This window comes from Selenomonadales bacterium 4137-cl (assembly GCA_032334055.1).
Lineage (GTDB): Bacteria > Bacillota > Negativicutes > Sporomusales > UBA7701 > Anaeroselena > Anaeroselena agilis.
In genome coordinates this window covers 2,780,893-2,800,515 of sequence record JAUOZS010000001.1, presented here as the reverse complement: position 1 = coordinate 2,800,515, position 19,623 = coordinate 2,780,893, and the positions used below count along the sequence as shown (strand labels likewise).

At 63.0% G+C, this 19,623-nt stretch carries 21 protein-coding genes; 14 read left to right on the top strand and 7 right to left on the bottom strand.

Annotation, left to right across the window (positions count from 1 at the left end):
• Nucleotides 1-290 precede the first annotated feature (290 nt).
• A complete protein-coding gene (locus tag Q4T40_14755; protein MDT8902508.1) occupies nt 291-629 on the bottom strand; it encodes a cupin domain-containing protein in 339 nt (112 codons plus the stop codon).
• A gap of 291 nt (nt 630-920) precedes the next feature.
• Between Q4T40_14755 and Q4T40_14750 the strand changes: the two genes are divergently transcribed.
• A complete protein-coding gene (locus tag Q4T40_14750) occupies nt 921-1,388 on the top strand; it encodes a hypothetical protein (GenBank protein ID MDT8902507.1) in 468 nt (155 codons plus the stop codon).
• Between the two features lie 84 nt (nt 1,389-1,472).
• On the opposite strand, the gene Q4T40_14745 is transcribed toward Q4T40_14750, so the two are convergent.
• On the bottom strand, nt 1,473-1,895 hold the full coding sequence (locus tag Q4T40_14745) for a GNAT family N-acetyltransferase (GenBank protein ID MDT8902506.1): 423 nt from the start codon (nt 1,893-1,895) through the stop codon (nt 1,473-1,475).
• A gap of 145 nt (nt 1,896-2,040) precedes the next feature.
• Here Q4T40_14745 and Q4T40_14740 point away from each other — a divergent pair, with 145 nt between their 5' ends.
• The 8 genes from Q4T40_14740 to Q4T40_14705 all read left to right on the top strand — a co-directional run bounded on the left by Q4T40_14740 (nt 2,041) and on the right by Q4T40_14705 (nt 11,814).
• The gene (locus Q4T40_14740) at nt 2,041-2,466 is read left to right on the top strand and encodes a YmaF family protein (GenBank protein MDT8902505.1); all 426 of its coding nucleotides are present in this window, start codon (nt 2,041-2,043) and stop codon (nt 2,464-2,466) included.
• Between the two features lie 144 nt (nt 2,467-2,610).
• The gene (gene asnB / locus Q4T40_14735) at nt 2,611-4,455 is read left to right on the top strand and encodes an asparagine synthase (glutamine-hydrolyzing) (GenBank protein ID MDT8902504.1); all 1,845 of its coding nucleotides are present in this window, start codon (nt 2,611-2,613) and stop codon (nt 4,453-4,455) included.
• Between the two features lie 300 nt (nt 4,456-4,755).
• Nucleotides 4,756-5,778, top strand: coding sequence for a DUF4392 domain-containing protein (locus tag Q4T40_14730; GenBank protein MDT8902503.1), 1,023 nt, complete (start codon nt 4,756-4,758; stop codon nt 5,776-5,778).
• A gap of 26 nt (nt 5,779-5,804) precedes the next feature.
• The gene (locus Q4T40_14725) at nt 5,805-6,593 is read left to right on the top strand and encodes a putative hydro-lyase (protein ID MDT8902502.1); all 789 of its coding nucleotides are present in this window, start codon (nt 5,805-5,807) and stop codon (nt 6,591-6,593) included.
• A 160-nt stretch (nt 6,594-6,753) separates the two neighbouring features.
• Nucleotides 6,754-7,938 (top strand): CaiB/BaiF CoA-transferase family protein, encoded by a 1,185-nt coding sequence (locus tag Q4T40_14720; GenBank protein MDT8902501.1) that lies wholly within the window; start codon nt 6,754-6,756, stop codon nt 7,936-7,938.
• 43 nt (nt 7,939-7,981) lie between these two features.
• The gene (locus Q4T40_14715; GenBank protein ID MDT8902500.1) at nt 7,982-8,857 is read left to right on the top strand and encodes a DMT family transporter; all 876 of its coding nucleotides are present in this window, start codon (nt 7,982-7,984) and stop codon (nt 8,855-8,857) included.
• 301 nt (nt 8,858-9,158) lie between these two features.
• On the top strand, nt 9,159-10,256 hold the full coding sequence (locus tag Q4T40_14710) for a M23 family metallopeptidase (protein ID MDT8902499.1): 1,098 nt from the start codon (nt 9,159-9,161) through the stop codon (nt 10,254-10,256).
• 118 nt (nt 10,257-10,374) lie between these two features.
• Nucleotides 10,375-11,814, top strand: coding sequence for a WG repeat-containing protein (locus Q4T40_14705; GenBank protein ID MDT8902498.1), 1,440 nt, complete (start codon nt 10,375-10,377; stop codon nt 11,812-11,814).
• Nucleotides 11,815-11,859: 45 nt separating this feature from the next.
• Here the strand turns inward: Q4T40_14705 and Q4T40_14700 are convergent, their stop codons facing one another.
• Entirely contained in the window at nt 11,860-12,576 is a 717-nt protein-coding gene (locus Q4T40_14700) for a haloacid dehalogenase-like hydrolase (protein ID MDT8902497.1), read from the bottom strand.
• 80 nt (nt 12,577-12,656) lie between these two features.
• A complete protein-coding gene (locus Q4T40_14695) occupies nt 12,657-13,784 on the bottom strand; it encodes a hypothetical protein (protein MDT8902496.1) in 1,128 nt (375 codons plus the stop codon).
• A 184-nt stretch (nt 13,785-13,968) separates the two neighbouring features.
• On the opposite strand from Q4T40_14695, the gene Q4T40_14690 reads away from it, so the two are divergent.
• From Q4T40_14690 to Q4T40_14675, 4 genes are read left to right on the top strand one after another with little or no spacing between them, the layout of a single operon-like run.
• Nucleotides 13,969-14,325 carry a sulfite exporter TauE/SafE family protein gene (locus Q4T40_14690; protein MDT8902495.1) on the top strand — a complete coding sequence of 119 codons (357 nt, stop codon included), beginning with the start codon at nt 13,969-13,971 and terminating at the stop codon, nt 14,323-14,325.
• Nucleotides 14,322-14,726, top strand: a complete 405-nt coding sequence (locus Q4T40_14685; GenBank protein MDT8902494.1) for a sulfite exporter TauE/SafE family protein — start codon at nt 14,322-14,324, stop codon at nt 14,724-14,726. The genes Q4T40_14690 and Q4T40_14685 overlap by 4 nt, the downstream gene beginning before the upstream one ends.
• Before the next feature lie 11 nt (nt 14,727-14,737).
• Entirely contained in the window at nt 14,738-15,232 is a 495-nt protein-coding gene (mobB, locus tag Q4T40_14680) for a molybdopterin-guanine dinucleotide biosynthesis protein B (GenBank protein MDT8902493.1), read from the top strand.
• Nucleotide 15,233: 1 nt separating this feature from the next.
• Nucleotides 15,234-15,998 carry an alpha/beta fold hydrolase gene (locus Q4T40_14675; protein MDT8902492.1) on the top strand — a complete coding sequence of 255 codons (765 nt, stop codon included), beginning with the start codon at nt 15,234-15,236 and terminating at the stop codon, nt 15,996-15,998.
• Nucleotides 15,999-16,031: 33 nt separating this feature from the next.
• On the opposite strand, the gene Q4T40_14670 is transcribed toward Q4T40_14675, so the two are convergent.
• The 3 genes from Q4T40_14670 to Q4T40_14660 all read right to left on the bottom strand — a co-directional run bounded on the left by Q4T40_14670 (nt 16,032) and on the right by Q4T40_14660 (nt 18,577).
• The gene (locus Q4T40_14670; protein MDT8902491.1) at nt 16,032-16,379 is read right to left on the bottom strand and encodes a prepilin-type N-terminal cleavage/methylation domain-containing protein; all 348 of its coding nucleotides are present in this window, start codon (nt 16,377-16,379) and stop codon (nt 16,032-16,034) included.
• 173 nt (nt 16,380-16,552) lie between these two features.
• Nucleotides 16,553-18,073, bottom strand: a complete 1,521-nt coding sequence (locus Q4T40_14665) for a CHAD domain-containing protein (protein MDT8902490.1) — start codon at nt 18,071-18,073, stop codon at nt 16,553-16,555.
• Between the two features lie 12 nt (nt 18,074-18,085).
• Nucleotides 18,086-18,577: a histidine phosphatase family protein gene (locus tag Q4T40_14660; protein MDT8902489.1), complete on the bottom strand. Its 492-nt coding sequence runs from the start codon at nt 18,575-18,577 to the stop codon at nt 18,086-18,088.
• A gap of 181 nt (nt 18,578-18,758) precedes the next feature.
• Here Q4T40_14660 and Q4T40_14655 point away from each other — a divergent pair, with 181 nt between their 5' ends.
• Nucleotides 18,759-19,577: a DUF3794 domain-containing protein gene (locus Q4T40_14655; GenBank protein ID MDT8902488.1), complete on the top strand. Its 819-nt coding sequence runs from the start codon at nt 18,759-18,761 to the stop codon at nt 19,575-19,577.
• Nucleotides 19,578-19,623: the final 46 nt, after the last annotated feature.

Genomic DNA, 19,623 nt, shown 5'->3' with positions numbered 1-19,623 from the left:
AAAGCAGAATGTTATGAATTTTCTCCGGTGCCTTGACATAATATTCCTGGTTCTTTAACAATCAAAGATATATTACGACGAAGAAGTCGCTTCTCGCTGGGGAGCGACGATTTTTTTTGAGGGGTAGATGCCATGTTGGGCTTTAAACGCGACCGGGAACTGGAAAACATGCTCGCACGTCTCGGCTCCCTATATATCGGCCATTTCCCAGCGCCCCTGCCTGACCGTATCCGTGCCGATCGAAGACGGCGGCCGGACGGTCGGCGTCTTCGGCGCCGACCTGAGCCTTGCTACTGCTTGACGAGAATCAACAGCATCTTGAAATCCTCCGTCGCCTCAAGCCCGTGGGGGATATCGGCCGGCATCACGACCGTCTGCCCGGCGGCGGCGGCGAGCTTCTCCCCGCCGATGGTGATCTCCGCCCGGCCGTCGATGATATAAACCATCGCGTCGCCGGGAGCCGAGTGGGTGCTGACCCCTTCGCCCTTCGCGAACGCGAACAGCGTCATGCTCAGCGCCTCGTTTTGCACCAGCGTCAGGCTGACCACCCGCCCCGGCTGGTAATCGACCAGTTCCGCAAGTTCGTGCGTCTTGCCGAAATCGATATTCTTGATAAACGTCCTGCTCATAATCATGACCTCCTGGAAAAATATTCTCCTGAACTAATTATAAAGCGTCCGCCATCTCCCGCGCCGTGACGGAAATCACACGCCCCCGCCGCCATCCGAGGCAGAGGGGGCTTTCCCCTGCCCGCCGCCCCTTCCGGGCAAGCGTTCCGTGTGGCCTGATTTAAGTTAGTGTGGCCTGCGCTCGCCGCGCGCATATCAGGAAAATAGTGGCGTGGTGACTAATCAGTCAGACGCTGCTATAATAGACATAACATGTGTCAATAATGATATGCGGGAAAGGATGGGCCTTAGATGAAGAAAAGCATGCTCAAACTCACGGCTGTATTCACCCTGCTGATAGTGGTGCTGCTCGCCGGCTGCGGCGGAGGCGGCGGGGCCAAGCGCGTCACCGGGCTGTCCGCCGACGGGGTTGTCAAAACCTTCTTCGAAGCCGCCAAAGGCGACCGCCTGAACGACGCCGCGCTTTATATCTCCCCGAGCACGGCCAACGATCCGCGGGTGGTCATCAAGTACCTCACCGGCAAATCGGGGCTGGAAGACCTCAAAAACGCCAACCTCCTGTCGCTCAGGAAAGCGGCCGAACAAGGCGACTACGCCGTCGTCGTAGCCACCCTGCAGACCGAGCAGAACTCGCTCAACATCGTAGTCCGGCCTGTCGGCCTGGAGAAGCTCAACGGCGAGTGGTACATCGTCGATCTCGACAAGATCTATCAGGACGCCAAATACAAAATCCTCCAGCAGCTTATCAGCAAAATATGACCGGCCCTGCCGGCCAAAACGCAAGGACACCCGCCTGTTTTTAGGCGGGTGTCCTTTTTTCGCCTCCCGGCCGTCCGGGGATGCTCAGTCCGAAAAGCCTTTCTCCCGCATAACCTCGGCGCGGGCGAACTTGGCCATGCCGGTCAGCATCTTCGCGTAGCCCATCGAACGGTAGAACTTCTCCACCCCCGGCATCGCGAAAAAAATCGTGTTCATGCCCGGCAGTCCCTCCTGGATCTTCGTCACGATCAGCTTGCCGATCCCTTTCCCCCGGTACTCCGGAAGCACGGCGACATCGTAAAGCGCCGCCTCGTAGGCGCCGTCCGAAATCGCCCGTCCGAAGCCGAGCAAGAGATCGCCCTCGAACACGAAAACCGTCCGGTAGCTGTTCTCGAACGCCGACCTCACCTTTTCCAGAGGATGTGAAGCCATCCGGGCGCTGGTCAGTATCCCGTAAACCGCATCCCAGTCGATCCCCTGACAATTTTCCTGAATACGATACCCCATACGGCACTCTCCCAACTAATTCAGATCCTAACAACTATTTTACCACCCGTCCGCCGGAATACCAATACGCGCGTCCGCCTTTTCCTTGTCGCCGGCGGGGGGCCTGGCGCATATAATACCACAGAAGGAGAAGGGAGGTAGGAATATGCCCGAAAACGAAGCGCACCGCCGTCCCCCCGGCGAAGACCGCGAAGACCGCCATATGGTCCATGTACATGTTTTCGATACATTGGCACTGGTCGCCGAAGACCACCAGCACATTATCCAGGGCGTCACCGGGCCGGCCAGGGCGGCAGGCCAGTCCCACGTTCACCGCATACGGGTGCGGACCTCTTACTACGACGGCCACTGGCACTGGTTCGACATCATCACCGGCCCGGCCGTCGAAACCATGGACGGCGGCCACGTTCACCCCTACGAGGGCGAGACAAGCTACGACGACGGTCACAGCCACGATGTGGCCGACACCACCGCCCAGGGGCCCGACTGCCGGGAAGAAGACGAAGACTTTGACGAGATGACGTTGCCGCCGTCAAATCCCAAGAGCAAGCCCAAGAGCGGCAAACGCTGACCCAAACGCCAGGCGGCCGGGGTGGCAAAATAAGCAGCCGCCGCATATCATAACCCGTAATCACGGGGCAAAGACGCCTACCGGGCCGTTCGCCGGCGCCGGTAGGCGCCGTTCGTTTCCCCGCTGAGAAGGAGAGAGTATAAGATGTGCGGTATCACCGGATGGGTCGATTGGGACAGGGACTTGACCCGCGAAGGGGACGTCCTGACCGCCATGACCGACACCCTGGCCCGGCGCGGACCGGACGCCCAGGGCTTCTACAAATCGCGGCACGCCGCCCTGGGCCACCGGCGCCTCAGCGTCGTCGACCCGGCGGGCGGCAAACAGCCAATGCTCCGCAGCCGCGGCGGGCAAGAATACATCATAACCTACAACGGCGAACTGTACAACACCGCCGACCTGCGCTGGGATCTCATGGCCCGCGGCCATGCGTTCACCACTTCCTCCGACACCGAAGTACTTCTCAAAGCCTACATTGAATGGGGAGCCGGCTGCGTCGAACGGCTCAACGGCATCTTCGCCTTCGGCATTTGGGACACCGTCCGCCAGCGGCTTTTCCTGGCCCGCGACCGCCTGGGCGTAAAACCGCTCTTCTACGCCCGCCTCCCGGACGGCCTGGTATTCGCCTCCGAGCTCAAAGCCCTGCTCGCCCATCCGGACATCCAGCCGGAAATCGACCGCGAGGGCCTGGCGGAAATCTTCATGCTCGGCCCGGCGCGCACCCCCGGTCACGGCGTTTTCCGGGGAATCGACGAGCTTGAGCCCGGCTGCGCGGCCCTGTTCGACCGGCGCGGACTGGCGAAAACGCGCTACTGGTCGCTAACCAGCCAGCCGCACGAACAGGACTTCCCCGCCACCGTCGACATGGTGCGGGCGCTCTTCCAGGACGCCGTCAAACGCCAGCTCGTCTCCGACGTTCCCCTGTGCACCCTGCTGTCCGGCGGCCTCGACTCCAGCGCCATAACCGCCGTCGCCGCCGCGGCTTACCGGGAAGAAGGCCGCACCCTCGACACCTTCTCCGTCGAATACATTGACAACGACCGCTTCTTCGCCGCACACTCCTTCCAGCCCAACCGCGACGCCCCCTGGGTGCAGCGGGTAGCCGAGCACTTCGCCACCCGCCACCGCGAAATCCTCCTCGACACCCCGGAACTCGCCGGCGTCCTCCGCGACGCCGCCCGGGCCCGCGACCTCCCCGGCATGGCCGACATCGACACCTCCCTGTACCTTTTCAGCCGTGAGGTCAAAAAAGCAGCGACAGTCGGGCTGTCGGGCGAATGCGCCGACGAAGTATTCGGCGGCTACCCCTGGTTCTACCGCCCGGAAATGCTCGCCGCCGACACCTTCCCATGGTCCCCGCGGCCCGAGCGGCGCCTCGAACTGCTATCCCCCTTGCTCAGGGCCGACACCTTCCTACGCGACTATCCCCGCCAGCGCTACGCCGAGGCGCTCGCCGACGTGCCGCGGCTCACCGGCGAAGCCGCCGAAGACGCCCGCATGCGGGAGATATTCCACCTCAGCCTCTTCCGCTGGATGCCAACCCTCCTCGACCGCAAGGACCGCATGAGCATGGCCTGCGGGCTCGAACTCCGGGTGCCCTTCTGCGACCACCGGCTGGTCGAATACGCCTGGAACATTCCCTGGGGCATGAAAAACTACCAGCAACGCGAAAAAGGGCTGCTCCGTCACGCCCTCGCCGGCGTCCTGCCCGACGACGTGCTATGGCGGCGCAAAAGCCCCTACCCCAAAACCCATAACCCCTCGTTCGCCGCGGAAGTAAAAGACCGGCTGCTCGCCGTCCTCGACGATCAGGCCTCGCCCCTGCTGCCGCTCATCGACGCCGCGAAAGTCCGCGACTTCGCCGCCTCAGTGGACGCAGGCTCTCCCTACCCGTGGTTCGGCCAACTCATGGGCGGACCGCAGCTCATGGCCTACCTCGTCCAAATCGACGCCTGGCTGCGCGACAACAGCATTCGCGTCGTCCTCTGACGACGGACCAGCCCGGGCCGCCTGCCGGCGGTCCGGGCGTTGACAGGTCCAACGCCCGGCTGGTATCATTAACACAGAATACCGCCGTATCCTGACGGCATTGAACTGCTCCGCCATCCTCCGGGATTCCGGAGAAGGGCCGCCCGCGGCCCGGATTTTCCGCGGGCTCCGGGCGCATGGCTGAAGCCAGGCGTCTTTTGGTGGAGAACATGAAGCGCCCAGAGGCGATATTTCCCGGGAAATGTCGTTCGGCCGCGAATGCGGACGAGCCTTGCCGCAGGAAAGGAAAAGGGGAAAGACATGATTCCGAAAACTCAGCAAATCGCCGAAACGCTCGACCGCCTCATCAGCCTGGACGTTCCGGCGCGGGGCATAATCGCCAAGCTTTACGGCGCCGCCCGCGAAAAGACCGGCAAACCCCTCACCCTGGCGGCCGCCGACCTCCTCATCGACCGCGTGCGGCCCGGCGACACCGTCATCATCGCCACCGGCTGGGTCGACCAGCCCGTCGTCGCCCCGGGCTGCGGCGAATCGGACGGGCCGCCGGGGGCCGTAGCCCTCGCCCGCGCCCTGCGACTGGCCCTCAAGGCCGCGCCGGTCATCGTCACCGACGCCTGCCTGGTGGAAGGCGTCAAACTCGTCGCCCGCGCGGCCGGCTTCCAGTGCGTCGCCCCCGGAGAAATCGGCCACTCGGTCGCCAGGGACAAGCTCCTGACCCTCGCCGTCCTGCCGTTCCCCGTCGCCGGCGACGAAGCCGCGGTGGCCGCCGAACGGCTGCTCGACGACCTGAAGCCCGCCGCCTGCATCGCCATCGAACGGGGCGGCATGAACGACGCCGGCGTCATCCACAACATGAACGGCGAAGACACCGGCGCCAGCCAGGCCAAACTCGACCACCTCTTCCGCGCCGCCGGCAGCCGGCGGATCGCCACCGTCGCCGTCGGCGACGGCGGCAACGAAATCGGCATGGCCAACATCGCCGACGCCGTGCGGGCCCAGGTGCCGTACGGGGCCAAATGCCAGTGCCCCTGCGGCCGTGGCCTGGCGCCGGCCACCCCGGTCGACGTCCTCGTCGCCGCCGCCATCTCCAACTGGGGCGGCTACGCCATCGCCGCCCTCCTCGGCCTGCTGGCCGGAGCGCCCGCCGCCGGCCCCGACGCCGCGCGGGAAAAAAGAGTGCTCGAAGCCACCGCCGCGGCCGGCTTCCACGACCCCATCAGCGGCGGCGTATACCCAGGCGCCGACGGCTGCGGCGCCGACGCCCACCTGGCCTTCGTCACCCTCGTGCGGGAAGCCGTCCTGCACGGAAACGCCAGACTGTGACAAATCCGCGAAACGAGGTCGATGAAATGGACTACGCGTCAATGACCCCCACCACCCTCCGCCAGCTCATGCGCCAGGGCGAACTCGCCCGGCCGACCGCCGGCATGGCCAAAGGCCACGTGCAGGCCAACCTGGCCATCGTTCCTAAGGACCTCGCCTACGACTTCCTCCTGTTCGCCCAGCGCAACCCCAAGCCCTGCCCCGTGCTCGACGTCACCGACCCGGGCTCGCCCGAGCCTAAGCTCATGGCCCCCGGCGCCGACCTCCGCTACGACGCCCCCAAATACCGCATCTATAAAGCCGGCGTCCTCGCCGACGAAGTCGTCAGCCTCGAAAAATACTGGCGCGACGACCTCGTCGCCTTCCTGCTCGGCTGCAGCTTCACCTTCGAAACCGCCCTCCTCGCCGCCGGCGTCCCCGTCCGCCACATCGAAGCCTGCTGCAACGTCCCCATGTACATCACCAACAACCCCTGCCGCCCGGCCGGGAAATTCCACGGCAACATGGTCGTCAGCATGCGCCCCGTCCCTCACGACAAAGTCGTCAAAGCCGTCCAGGTCACCTCGCGGTTCCCTGCCGTCCACGGCGCCCCCGTCCACATCGGCGACCCCGCCGTCATCGGCATCCGCGACCTCGGCCGCCCCGACTTCGGCGACCCGGTCGAAATCCGCGACGGCGAAGTGCCGGTATTCTGGGCCTGCGGCGTCACCCCCCAGGCGGTCGCCATGACCACCAAACCCGAAATAATGATCACCCACGCTCCCGGCCACATGTTCCTGTGCGACGCCCGCGACGAAGACCTCGCCGCCTTCTGAGCGCCACGCCACAAGCCAGGCCTTCGCGCTAATCCGAAGGCCTTTTCCTCATTTCCGGGGCAGGCGTCGCATGGCGCGGCGCGATTGTCAAGACCGGCCCCAAAGGTTATAATAATGGAATATATCGTAAATATTTAGATAAATTGTGGGGGGATTATATTTGACCAAGGCGCTGGCCGGACTCAAACTGCTCGACGTATCGCGGGTTCTGACCGGACCTTACAGCACCATGGTGCTGGCCGACCTGGGAGCCGACGTAATCAAAGTCGAAGTTCCCGGCAGAGGCGACGACTCAAGGCTTTTCGGCCCGTTCGCCAACGGCGAAAGCGGCTACTACATGACCCTCAACCGCAACAAACGCGGCATAACCCTCGACCTTCGCCGGCCGGAAGGGCAGGCGGTCCTCAAAGACCTCGCCCGGTGGGCCGACGTCCTCCTCGAAAACTTCGCCACCGGCACCATGGCCGGTTGGGGGCTGGGTTACGAAGACCTCGCCGCCGTCAACCCTCGACTCATATACGCATCCATCACCGGCTTCGGGCAATACGGCCCCAACTCCGGCCGGTACGCCTTCGACGCCATCGCCCAGGCCACCGGCGGCCTCATGAGCATCACCGGGGCCAAAGGCGGCCCGCCCACCCGCGTCGGCACCGCCCTCGGCGACATCAACGCCGGCAACTTCGCCACCATCGGCATCCTCGCCGCCCTCTACCAGCGCGAGCGCACCGGCCGCGGCCAGCGGATCGACATCTCCATGCAGGACTGCATCGCCGCCATCCTCGAAAACGCCGTCGTTCGCTACACCATCGACGGCGATATTCCGACGAGACTGGGCAGCAGCCACGCCAACGTCAGCCCCTACGACGTCTTCGCCGCCAGCGACGGCCACGTCTTCATCGCCTGCGCCAACGAAGCCACCTGGCGGCGGCTCTGCAAGGCCATGGACCGGGAAGACCTCGTCACCGACGCCCGGTTCGAGATCAACGCCAAGCGGGCCGAGAACATCGACACCCTTACCGAAATAATCAACCGGTGGTCCAGCCGCTTCACCGCCGGGGAACTCCTCGCCGTCCTCGAAACCAACGGCGTCCCCGGCGCGCAGGTCCTCTCAGTCGACCAGGTCGTGGGCGACCCGCACATCCGCGCACGCAACATGATGGTCGCCGTCGACCATCCGGTCGCCGGCACGATCACCATCCCCGGCAACCCCGTAAAAATGTCGGCCTCGGACGACACCATCGAACGGCCTGCCCCCGTACTCGGCCAGCACACCGACCAAGTCCTCGCCGAACTCGGCTATTCCGCCGACAAAATCGCCGCCCTCAAAGCGGCCAAAATCGTATAACTATATGCAAACCGGCCTGAGCCGGTAAAGGAGAGCGCCACAATTGAACTGGTTGCTGGGCTCCGGCAGAACGGAGCATTTCCGGGCGATCATCCTCCTCGTAATCACCGCCGTCCTCTGGAGCAGCAGCGGGCTCCTCATCAAAGCGGTCGACTGGCACCCGCTGGCCATCAGCGGCGTGCGCAGCCTCGTCGCCGCCGCCGTCATCCGCTTCGCCTTCCGCCGCCAGCCGCTCAACCTCAGCAAAGTGCAGATAACCGGCGCGCTCGGCTACGCCGCGATGGTGACGCTGTTCGTCAGCGCCAACAAAATGACCACCGCCGCCAACGCCATCGTCCTCCAGTACACCGCCCCCATCTGGGTCGCCCTCTTCGGCGCCTGGTTCCTCAAAGAAAAAGCCACCATCCTCGACTGGGCGACAATCGGCCTCGTTTTCGGCGGCATGACCCTCTTCTTCCAGGACCAAATGGAGGCCGGCCACCTGCTCGGCAACCTGCTGGCCGTGGGCAGCGGCATCAGCCTCGCTGTCATGGCCCTGGCGATGCGCAGCCAAAAGGACGCGTCGCCCTTCGGCTCGGTGCTGCTCGGCAACACCCTCGCCTTCCTCTTCGGCATCCCCTTCCTGTTCCACGGCAACCCCGGCCTTGGCGGCCTGTCGGCCATCGTCTTCCTCGGCATCTTCCAGCTCGGCTTTTCCTACGTGCTCTACTCCCTCGCCATCAAGCACGTCACCGCCATCGAGGCCACCATCATCACCATGATCGAGCCTGTTCTAAACCCCATATGGGTATTCTTTCTCCTCGGTGAGGCGCCCGGCCCCTGGTCGCTCACCGGCGGCGCGGTCATCCTCGCCGCCATCGTCGCCCGCTACGTCTTCCCGGCAATGAAGTCTTCCGCCAAAATACAAGGAGCCCGTTGATAAGGCCCCATCTGCGGCGTTGCTCCTCGGAGCGATTGCTTGCGTACGTCCGAGTACGCAAGCAATCGCTCCTGCGGTGCCACTTGCATCTGGGGCCTTCTGAACGGTCCCGGCAACTCGGGGACGCACGGTAATAAGTAAATCCTAAAAAATTACTTAAAATCCCGTTTTGGACGAAAAGTGGACTTTTAGTGGACTTTCTGGCAAAAAAGTGTGATATGATGATATCGTCAAGAAGACCGCCAGGGCGGCCTTCTTATTTTTATGCCGGAAAACCGGTAAATAATTAGGGGGTGTGTTCATGGGAAGCAGAGAGGAAGAGTACCTGAGGAGGATGCGGGCGCTGGGTTATCAGGACAGTCTGGCGGGGATGGACGACGACGACATCGAGTGGGAACTGTCCAAAATGGAGGAAGCCGAACGGAGGCGGGAGGCGCCGCCGCAGCAACTGCGGACGGTGTACCGGCCGGTGGACCCCGGTCTGAAGGCGCGAATACTGCGCCAGTTCGGCCAGCCGTACGCCGCGAGCGCGATACCCAAGGGACAGGAGTTTTATCTCAACGGCTGGGACAATAGGGAGGGAGAAGAGAAGCCATTGCAGATGACGCCTGCGGCAAGCTTGTTTAATCCGTCGCGGGGCGAAACGAGGCGGCCGAATGAGCCGACCAATTACTGGGACGCGTTTTTTGAACGTAGCAGGGACGACGGCACAGGCAGTTGGGTAAATGCGACGAGCGGGAGCAGCGGCAAAGACAGCGGCACCAACTGGTGGGTAGACCCGAAAGGGATGTTCCCGCAATACGGGGGCGATCCGTCCGGCAGCGAAGCTCGCAACCGCTACCGGGACAATGAGGTTGTGAAGGCGCAGAGCAGCGGCGGGTATATGGACGCCGGTGCAAGCAGGAATAACGAGGCCCGGCATAAGTTTACCTCGGATCCCCTCGCTATTATGGAGGTGCGCGGCAAAGCTAAATCCAATACCTATAAACCCAATAGAACATACAATATAGACCCTAACCACCAGGGGGTCGATCTCTGGGCCAAGAACGGAACCGACATTTTAGCAGTGGGTGATGGGGTTATTCATGAAAAGGGAGAAGTGAAAGGGTACGGCAAGTATATTATCGTCCGCTTCGACCACGATGGGGAGACGAGGTACGCGTTGTACGCCCATCTTTCTGACAACGGCATACTGAAAGACACGCCGGTCAAGGCTGGGCAGATAATCGGCAAGTCGGGAAGTTCGGGGAATGCCGGCGGTGATGATAATCCGCTTCCGGATCAGCACCTTCATTTCGAATTGGCTGATTCGCCGGAATTTGGTCCCGGTATGGGATCGGGCCGCCGCGACCCGATACCGCATTTCCGGACCTGGATGGAGGTAGATGAAAATAAATAGAATATATGCCAAGATATAACAAATTATTTCATTGTTTGGTACAATATATTTGAAAAACACTTATCCGGCGAGCAGCCGGCGAGTTTTGCCGGCTGCTTGTTCGGTGGGGGGATTGCGGATGAAGAAGCTGGTATTCATACTCATGGCCGCGCTGCTGTTGGGGACGGCATGTCCGGCGGAAGGCTTTGTTAATGTGCAGGTTGCGTCGTCGGCATATTATCTACGTGATGACATGCCTCTACGCGTGCAATTGTCGGGCGGTGATAAACAAGGTCTGCTGCACATCGGTACCGGTAAATGGGTTATTCCGCCCCGCTTCGAAGAAGTGAAGCTATTGAGTACCATGAGAAGCATGGGAAACGATTATCTTGATATATTCGCCGTGAAAGCGGACGGTCGGTGGGGTGTCGTAGATAAGGAGGGCAGCCTGCTTGCCGCGCCGCGGTATTCCGCGATTATTTACAAAGGAGAAGGACTGCTGCTGGCGGTGGCGGGCGGAGAATATGAGGGTGCCTTTATTCCCGTCACGAAAGGCGGCAAATGGGGCGTCCTCGACCGACAGGGCAGGGTATTGATCGTACCAAGGTTCGATTATGTCGACGACTTCGCCGATGGCATGGCCAGGGTCAAGGAGGGCGAGAAGTACGGGTATATCGACAAAGACGGAAATCTTGCCGTCCCGCCGCAGTACGATCATACCTGGGGCTTCCGCGACGGGCTTGCTATTGTGAAAGATAACGGAAAATACGGGTACATAGACAAAACGGGGAAAATGGTTATCGCGCCGCAGTACGAATACCAGGGAGCCATGCTATTCTCCGAGGGGCTGGCAGCGGTAAAGGTAAAGAACAAATGGGGCTATATCGACAAAAAAGGGACGATGGTTATCGCGCCGCAGTTTTCCGAGGCTGGGTACTTCGCAGGAGGACTCGCGGTAGTGCGGCCGTCCGGCAAAGCCGGGGCCGTCAACCGGGCGGGGGAAATGGTGATCGAGCCGGTGTTCGATGACTTGATCCTGACGGCGGGGGAGCCGGCGATGGGTCTGGTCTACATTAACAACTACACAGCTTCCAGGTATGTGTTCATTGATGAGTTTGGCAAGCCTATTACGCCATGGTTCGAAGGGGCGTGGGATTTCCAGGAGGGGATTGCCAAGGTGCGGGTGGACGGCAAGTTTGGTTTTATCGATACGGCGGGTAAGATGGTGATCGAGCCGCAATTTTCCCATGCCTCGCGGCATTGCCAAAACGGGATGGTCTTTGTGGAACGGGATGGGAAACGCGGTTTTCGGGACAAGGAGGGGCGCTGGCTGGCGCAGCTTCTTTTCGGACTAAACAGCTATTATATTTCCAAGCATCAGGTAGTATGGGACGAGGACTATATTTATGATAGCGACGGCAATAAGCTCGACCACTACGCCAACCATATGAAGGACGGCTACCACAACCTCAAGGTCGGCCTGCCGGCCGAAGCCGCCAAAGCCTTCCGGGCGGCGCTCAGGATCAACCCCGGCGACGAGGCCGCCCTGTATGGTTTAAAGCTGGCCAGTGAAAATTAGTCCTGCACACATAAAACCTCCCGGACTATTGTCCGGGAGGTTTTTTCATTTCCCCGCCAGTTTCGCCGCGAATTCGGCCGGCGCCGGCAGTTGCTCCACCGCCCACCACGGCGAGTGGGCGGCCAGCTCGGCCGCTGTGAACGTGCCGGTCGCCACCGCCACCGTGCGGGCGCCGATCGCCTTTCCGCAGCTGATATCGTTCGGCGTGTCGCCGATCACGAAAATATCCTCCGGAGGCACCGCAGGGTAGCGCTCCTTCACGCTCGCCAGCGCCCGGGAGGAAATCTCCGTCCTGCTCGCGCAGTCGTCGCCGAACGCGCTCACCGCGAAATCGAAATACTGGGCGATCCCGTAGCTGGTCAGCTTGGCGTGGGCGCCGGCCGCCGTGTTGCCGGTCAAGAGCAGCGACACATAGCCCGGCTCGCCATCGACATGGGCCAGAATATCCGCCACCGGCGGGATGACATACCCCCGGCGGGCCTCCAGATGGGCGGGCAGCAGCTCGATATACCGCTTGACCAGCGCCGCGGTTTCCTCCGGTCGGGGTTCACGCCCGGTCGCCAGGGCGATGATCTGGGCGGCGATATGGCAGTCGGTCATGCCGGCGGTCGTTACCCGGTCGTAATCCGGGCTGGCGGCGTACAGCTCCTCGGTCGCCTGCCGGAAAGCGAACAAGCCAGCCTTGGCCGTGCGGAGGAGAGTGCCGTCGATGTCCCAGAACAATATTTTCAGAGTCTTCAGCTCCTTAAAGGTGATAAGCACCTCTATTATACCAGGCCGTCCGCCGGCGGGCAAAGCCGGGTCATGAAAAAACCGGCTCACGCGGTGCGGCCGGTCTGTGGTCAAAATTTCGACGGGATGGTCAGCTTCGTAGCCAGCACCCCTTCGCGCGGGGCGGCCTCCCACCAGTCGGGGAGCAACTGCTCATCGATGGGGGTGAACATGCCGTTCTGGCCGATCTCGAAACGGGCCTCCAACTGCCGGAATGCCTCGAGAGCGCTCGGGGCCTCCACAACCTCCAGCGCCGCCTGGCGGGTTAGACGCAGGCAGTAATAGCATGCCGGGTTCTCGCCACGGTCGAACACCCCCCGCACGTACAGGACGTCGAGCGGCGGCAGGTAGGTGTACAGCAGCAGCGCCAAGGTGACAGCCGTGCCGGCCATCGCCTCGCTGTACTGCTGATTGATCGCCGGCGCCGTTTTCTCCTCGTAATCGATGACGCCAGCCTGCGACAGGGTAACGATATTGGGCGGGATGACGTTGTGCCCGGGAAGGTAAAGAGTGACCAGAGGCTCCAGTTCGTAGAAATCGACGGTGCAGCGCAGATAAAAAGGCAGCTTGAAGCTCCGCAGCACCTCCTCGATCCGTTCGAAGACCGCAGCCGGGTCGGCGTTCAGCAGGCGCTCGATCCTCGCGATCCGCTGGTTCTCCGCTTCCTCGAAAGCCTGGCGTTCCTCCGCGATTTTCTCCCGCAGCTCCTTAACGCGGCGCTCGATATCGGCGCGGGCCTCCGTAAGCGCGCGGTCCACCTCCCGGCGGCGGTTCTGCAGCTCCCGATTGAGGGCCAGGGTGCAGGCCGCCAGGCCGACAATGCCGATGATCGGCACGAAAGAATCCATGAACGCCAAGCTGAGAATGACGAAAAACAGGCCGCCGAGCACCTGCGTGGCGATCGCCGCCAGGTACTTGTTCGTCACCTTCAGGCGCGTCTCGACAAGGATATAGCTGAAATCGGGGATAGCCGGCTCAACCCATTCCTTGCGGGTCATGGCCGGGACGTAATCGATCGGCTGGCAGGCGAAGCGGCTCAGGCTTTCCAGCCCCTCCTCGATCTCCCTGCTCTGCTTGTATTCCCGCGTGTAGCGCTTCAGGCGCTCCTGCTCCACGCCGTCGCGGATATCGGCCTGCACGCGGACCACGCTATCGTTGCCGGCGGCCCGTGGGCCACGGCCGGACTGTCTCGTCGCCATCTTGTGATTGCCTCCGAAGCCAGGATATATGGCAAGAATAACCTCTATAGGATAGTTCGTCGGATTTTGTCGTAAACCTTTTTTGCCGCCGATAGGAAATTAGTCCCGGTCGGGAAGCAAGGAAAAGCTTAACGGGCGGGGAATATATAATAGATGCTTCAGCAGGTAAAGAAAGAGGTGGGCAATGAACAAAGCCAAAGCCGTACTGATCGGAGCGATCGGCGGGGCGGTGGGCGGCCTGCTCGGCATCGGCGGCGCCATCATCCTCGTGCCGTGCATGATCTACTTTCTCGGCGTATCCCAGCACTCCGCCCACGCCACGTCGCTGGCGATCGTAATCCCCGGCGCGGTCATGAGCGCCTTTGTCTACAACACCTTCGGCCAGCTCGACATCGGCCTCGCCGTCCTGTTCGCCGCCGGCGGCATGACCGGCGCCTATATCGGCTCGGCGCTGCTGCCCAGGGTCCGGCCGGCGGTCCTCAAACGCATCTTCGCCGTACTGGCGCTCGCCATGTCGATCAGAATGGGGTGGGGCCTATGATCGTCCTCGCCATCCTCACCGGCGTTCTCACCGGCATATTGAGCGGCCTGCTCGGCATCGGCGGCGGGGCCATCTTCGTCGTCGCCGCCGTATTCTTCCTCGGCGTCCCCCAGCACGCCGCCCAGGCGGCCGCCATCGCCGCCATGATCCCCACCGCCATCGTCGGCGTCGTCAAACATCACCGCAACCGGCTCATCGACTACCGCTACCTCCCGTACCTGGCCGCGGGCATCATCCTCGGCGGCATGGTCGGGGCCTATGTCGCCAACATCACCGCCGACATCGTGCTGCGCCGCCTGTTCAGCGCCTTCTTCGCCCTAATGAGCATTCAGATGTTCTGGTCGTCCTTCCGGCAAGGCCGGAAAGCCCCGGCCAAACAGCAGGACCACGACAAACACTGAGGAGGTATTTCATGGTACCGGTACTCTCCTTTGTCGGAAAAGCCAATTCCGGCAAAACCACCTACCTAGAGAAGCTTGTCGCCGAAATGAAACGGCGCGGCCACAAACTGGCCATCATCAAGCACGACGTCCACGGCTTCGAAATGGATCATCCCGGCAAGGACACCTGGCGGCACGCCCAGGCAGGCGCCGATGTCGTCTGCATATCCTCGCCGGACAAAATGGCCATCATCGCCAACGTCGAGGCCGAACTGCCGCTCAGCGAACTGGTCAACCGCATCCACGGCGTCGACATCGTCATAACCGAAGGCTACAAACACGAAGGCCGCACAAAGATAGAAATCTTCCGTCCTCCCGTTAGCGACGCGCCGGTGTGCCGCCAGGACGACCTTGTGGCCATCGTCACCGACGCCGACGTCTATCCCGGCCTGCCAAGGTTCGGTCTAGACGACCCCGCCGCAATGGCCGACTTCATCGAAGAACGCTTCCTCCGCGGAGGTGAATAGCATGAAACGCCACGAATGGATAGCAAGCCGGGGCAAACGACTGTCGGCGATGATCCACGAACCGGAGGCGGCTGCCGCCCCGGTCGTCGTCTGCTGCCACGGCTTCACCGGCGACAAGGTCGGCGCCAACCAGCTCATGCGCAACCTCGCCCAAAGCCTCGAAGCGGCGGGCTTCTGCGCCGTCCGCTTCGACTTCGCCGGCTCCGGCGACAGCGAAGGCGCCTTTGCCGCCGACACCACCGTCGCCGGCTGGCAGGCGGACCTGCGCAGCGTCCTCGCCTGGGTCGGCGGCCGGCTCGCCGGCAGGCCCGTATTCCTTCTCGGCCACAGCCTCGGCGGCCTGGTGGCCCTCACCGCCCCGGACGGAACGCTGGCCGGGCGGATCGCCGTCGCCCCCGTCGTCCATCCCGTGGATAATTTCCGTGACACCATCCTCGGCCCCGAACTGTGGGCCAGGTCCGCCCGCGGCGAACGAATCGCCAACTTCTACGGCAAAGGCTTCGCCCTCGACAGCGGCTTCGTCCGCGACCTTGCCGCCGGCGGCTACGACCCCCTCGCCGCCGCGGCGTCCTTCGCCGCGCCCCTCCTCATCGTCCACGGGACCGCCGACGCCGCCGTCCCCTTCGCCGGCTCCGAGCAACTGCGCGCCGCCTGCGCGGCCCCCGGGGAACTCGCCGTCCTTGACGGCGCCGACCACGTCTTCACCGGCCGCCATGACGACCTGGCAGCGGCCATCGTCAATTGGCTGCAGCGGTTAACCAAATAAAAAAAGCGCCGGCCAAGCCGGCGACTTTCCGGTTCACCTCGTTTTCGCGGGTAGCGGCGTGTCGCTGTACAGCCTGATAGCCTGGCCGTTAACCGTCATCGGCAGATAGGCCCGCTGCCGGCTGCCGTCCACCTGGTAACTGCTTGCCGCCCCCGGCAGCAGCACCGGCGGCTCAGGCAGGGGAGAGGGGGGCGCGCCGAGCAGCATGGCGCCGTCGATCGCCCTCAGATCGGCCCGCGCCTTGTAGAGGGCGGCGTTCTCGGCGACGGCCCCGACCGCCGGAACATACAGGGTGGCCAGCGTGGCGAGAATGGCCAGCACGACGGTCAGCTCCACCAGCGTAAAGCCGCGCTCGCGTCCGCGGCGGCGATAATTAGCCACACAATCACCTCCATACGGTGTCTGGGCCTAGTATGCCCCCGGCCACGCTCTTATAGCCATGTTTTTCCATAAAAGACTAGTTGTACTGCCCGCCGCCCGGCGGAAAACAACGGTTGAATACGAAAAGAACCGGCCTTAGCCGGTTCTTTTCGTATTTATTACATTTGTCACGACTACTTCCGCCAGCGCTTCGCCGCCCGCCGGAACCGCTTCCAGGCGGCGGCGAACTCCCCGCCGGCCTCCACTCTCAGCCGCGTCATCCAGCCCATCAGCAGCCCCGCGTCGCGGTGGACGGTCCGGCTGGCGTGCTCGCTCATCCAGCGGCCCATCACCGTATCGATCCGCACCGCGTCATGCACCTGTCCCAGACAGTCCTGCAGCTTCCGCAGCCGGGCCACGAGCATACTCGTCCGCCGGTCCTCAAACGGCAGGCGCTCCAGCACATAGCGAACCTTCTTCCCCTCGATCCTCAGCTGATGAAGGGCGGCGGCATCCTCCAGGCCGATATCCTTGCCGGCCGTACGCATATCGTCCAGCCAGCCGCCCACACGGGAAGCGGCGAAATCCTCCAGCGACAGGTCACGCGGCTGCAGCGACCGCTCGTCGGCCAGCCAGGACCGGAAAGCCAGCAGCGTCCCCGTTATCCGCCCCTGGTCGCCCAGGTTCGCCTTCAGCTCCGCCACCAGCTTCTCCCGCTCGGTCGCCAGCAGCATCGCCAGCCAGGGGGGAGGGGCGAGCGGCGTGCGGGCGGCAAGCATCTCCTCCCACACCTCGCCGATCACGTCGGTCTCCCGCAGGTCGTGGGTCGCCCTGCTGAGGGCGCGCAGCTCCGACTGCCATGCCGCGTACCCCGTCGGCTCGGCCAGCGGCTTCGCGAAAGCGACCAGCGATCGCAGGCGGCGCAATTCGATACGCAGCCGGTGCAGCCTCTCGATATCCTTGTCGTCGGCCGTAAATTTAGCGTATGTATCCAAAACCGTATGAATCTGGCCGGCGACCAGACTGCGAACGGCGGGAACCACGGCATCCTCCGGTTCGACCAGCGCCGGCGCCGCCGGTTCGAAGCCCTCGTCCAGCCCCGCCAGAACCAGCGCGCGGAAATACTTACTGCGCGGCTCCACGGCCAGCGGGAGCTGGCGGGCCAGCTCCGCGCCCAGCGCAAGCACCGCCGCCGCCGAACCCTCCTTGAGCTCCAACTCCACCTCGGCGATCGCTTCTTCCCGGCCGCCGGCCAGAATCATCCCCCGGTCGGCGGCCACCTCGATGCGGCTGTCGGCGAAGGCGACATCCGCCCGCCGCCGGTCGAACACCGTGCTGAACCTCGGCTCCAGAGGAGCGTCACCGGCTGCCGCCGCCAACAGCGGGCCGGCCTCGGTAGCGCGGAAATAATCGTAGCTGGGTTCGGGACCGTCGACGGTCACATTCCACTCCCGCCGTTCGTGCAGGCCGCCGGCGGCCGACCCGTCCGTCTTCACCGTCGCCACCCACCGGCCGCCCTCCAAGCGGATGCGGTAAGCCAGGCCGGCTTCCTGCAGATCGCCCTCCGCCGTATCAAAATACCATGACTCCAGATGCTCGTCCTGGGGAGGCGTCAGCAGCATCTCCGCCACGGCGGAGGCGGCAAAAACCCCTTCCCAGGCCTCGGGTGCCAGCAATCGCAGTTTCAGTTCCACCTCGGTGTTCAAACCCGGCATGGTTTACACCTCCTAACCCTTATCGCCGCCCAGCGCCGTCAGCACCTTCGGCCCCGCGAACCACCGCAGCGTGCCGGTCGAAAAATCGGGGGCGGCGATACTGAACCCCGCCGCCGCGCACTTCTTGAACGGCAGCGTCACGTCCGCCAACTGCCGCGCCCAGATGCCGAGATACGGCTCGTGGCCAACGACGATCACCGTCCGCTCCCCGGCGGCGCCGGCCCACTCGGCAAGCAAATTGTCCAGGCTGCCGGCGTAAATGGCGGCATGCTCCGTCACAGTCTCAACCCCCAGATGCTCGGCGATAATCTCGGCCGTCTGACGCGACCTGAGCGCCGGACTCGTCCAGACCTCGACCCGCCCATCGGCGGGCAGCAGCCGCTCAAGGCCCTTCGCCACCGCCTGGGCGCGCTTGCGGCCCTTCGCCACCAGCTCGCGCCGTTCGTCGGGAAGAGCGGCCGAATCCTCCTCAGCCTTCGCGTGTCTTAGCAAAACCAGCTCCATAGCCTGCCTCCTATAATCACCGGCAAGCGCCGGCAGCTAACAATACCACAAACATATTATAGCATGATACCGGCGGGACAATAAACCAGGCTCACAAATCCCCCGCCGACGGCGGGTCGTCTCTCACGCCATCCCCCTTAGCCTCATATAATAATCTGAAACACCGAAAGGGGGTGCAAGCGTGAACTACTTATATAAACCCAAGCCAGTCCTGGGGAAATGCGTGCTGGGCGCACAGGCCGGACCGCAGAGCATCGTCGTCCGTCAACTGGTCGGTGAAGGGGAAACCCAATGCACGCTCGACATCTGCGTCCGTGTGCCGCGCCGGAAACCGTCGATCGAGCAGGTCATCGACGTTTTCATCAAAAAACTTTGCATACGCGACGTAACAATCATTCACAACAAAGTCATCGTCTGCGGCGATTTCGAAATCAAAGCCCTCTACGTAGCCTGTTTGCCCGACCAGCCCGTCCACGCCGTCGAAGTCCGCCGCGTCAGATTCACCGCCGACGTGCCTATCTGGGGCGCAATGTGCGGCATGGACGCCGACGCCAACGTCATGGTCGAATATGTCGACTACGACTGCCCGCATCACCATCACCACCACCACCACCATCACCGCGGCAAATACCATTACGGCAAAGGCATGAGCCACGACAACGACTGCGGCCACGACGACTGCGGCCACGACGGCGACTGCGGTCACAGCCACCATCACCACGACGACTGCGAACATGACAACGACTGCGGCCACGGTCATCATCACGACCATTGCGACGATGACCAGTGCGGTTATGACGATCACTGGGAACACGACCAACACCACGGCCATCAGTGGTGCAAACCGAAATGCGCCCCGGGAGACCATCCGCCCGACCACGGTTTCCGTCAATTCAATGTCGCCGTTGTCCTCAGGGTTGTAGCCAAAGTAATGACCGATCGCGAGATAATAATCTACCCCGGACAGTATCCCGGCCTCCCGGCAAAACCGAAAGGGTGAGGAGTCACCGGCGGGCCCTCTTCAAGAGGGCCCGCCTGGTCCCCAT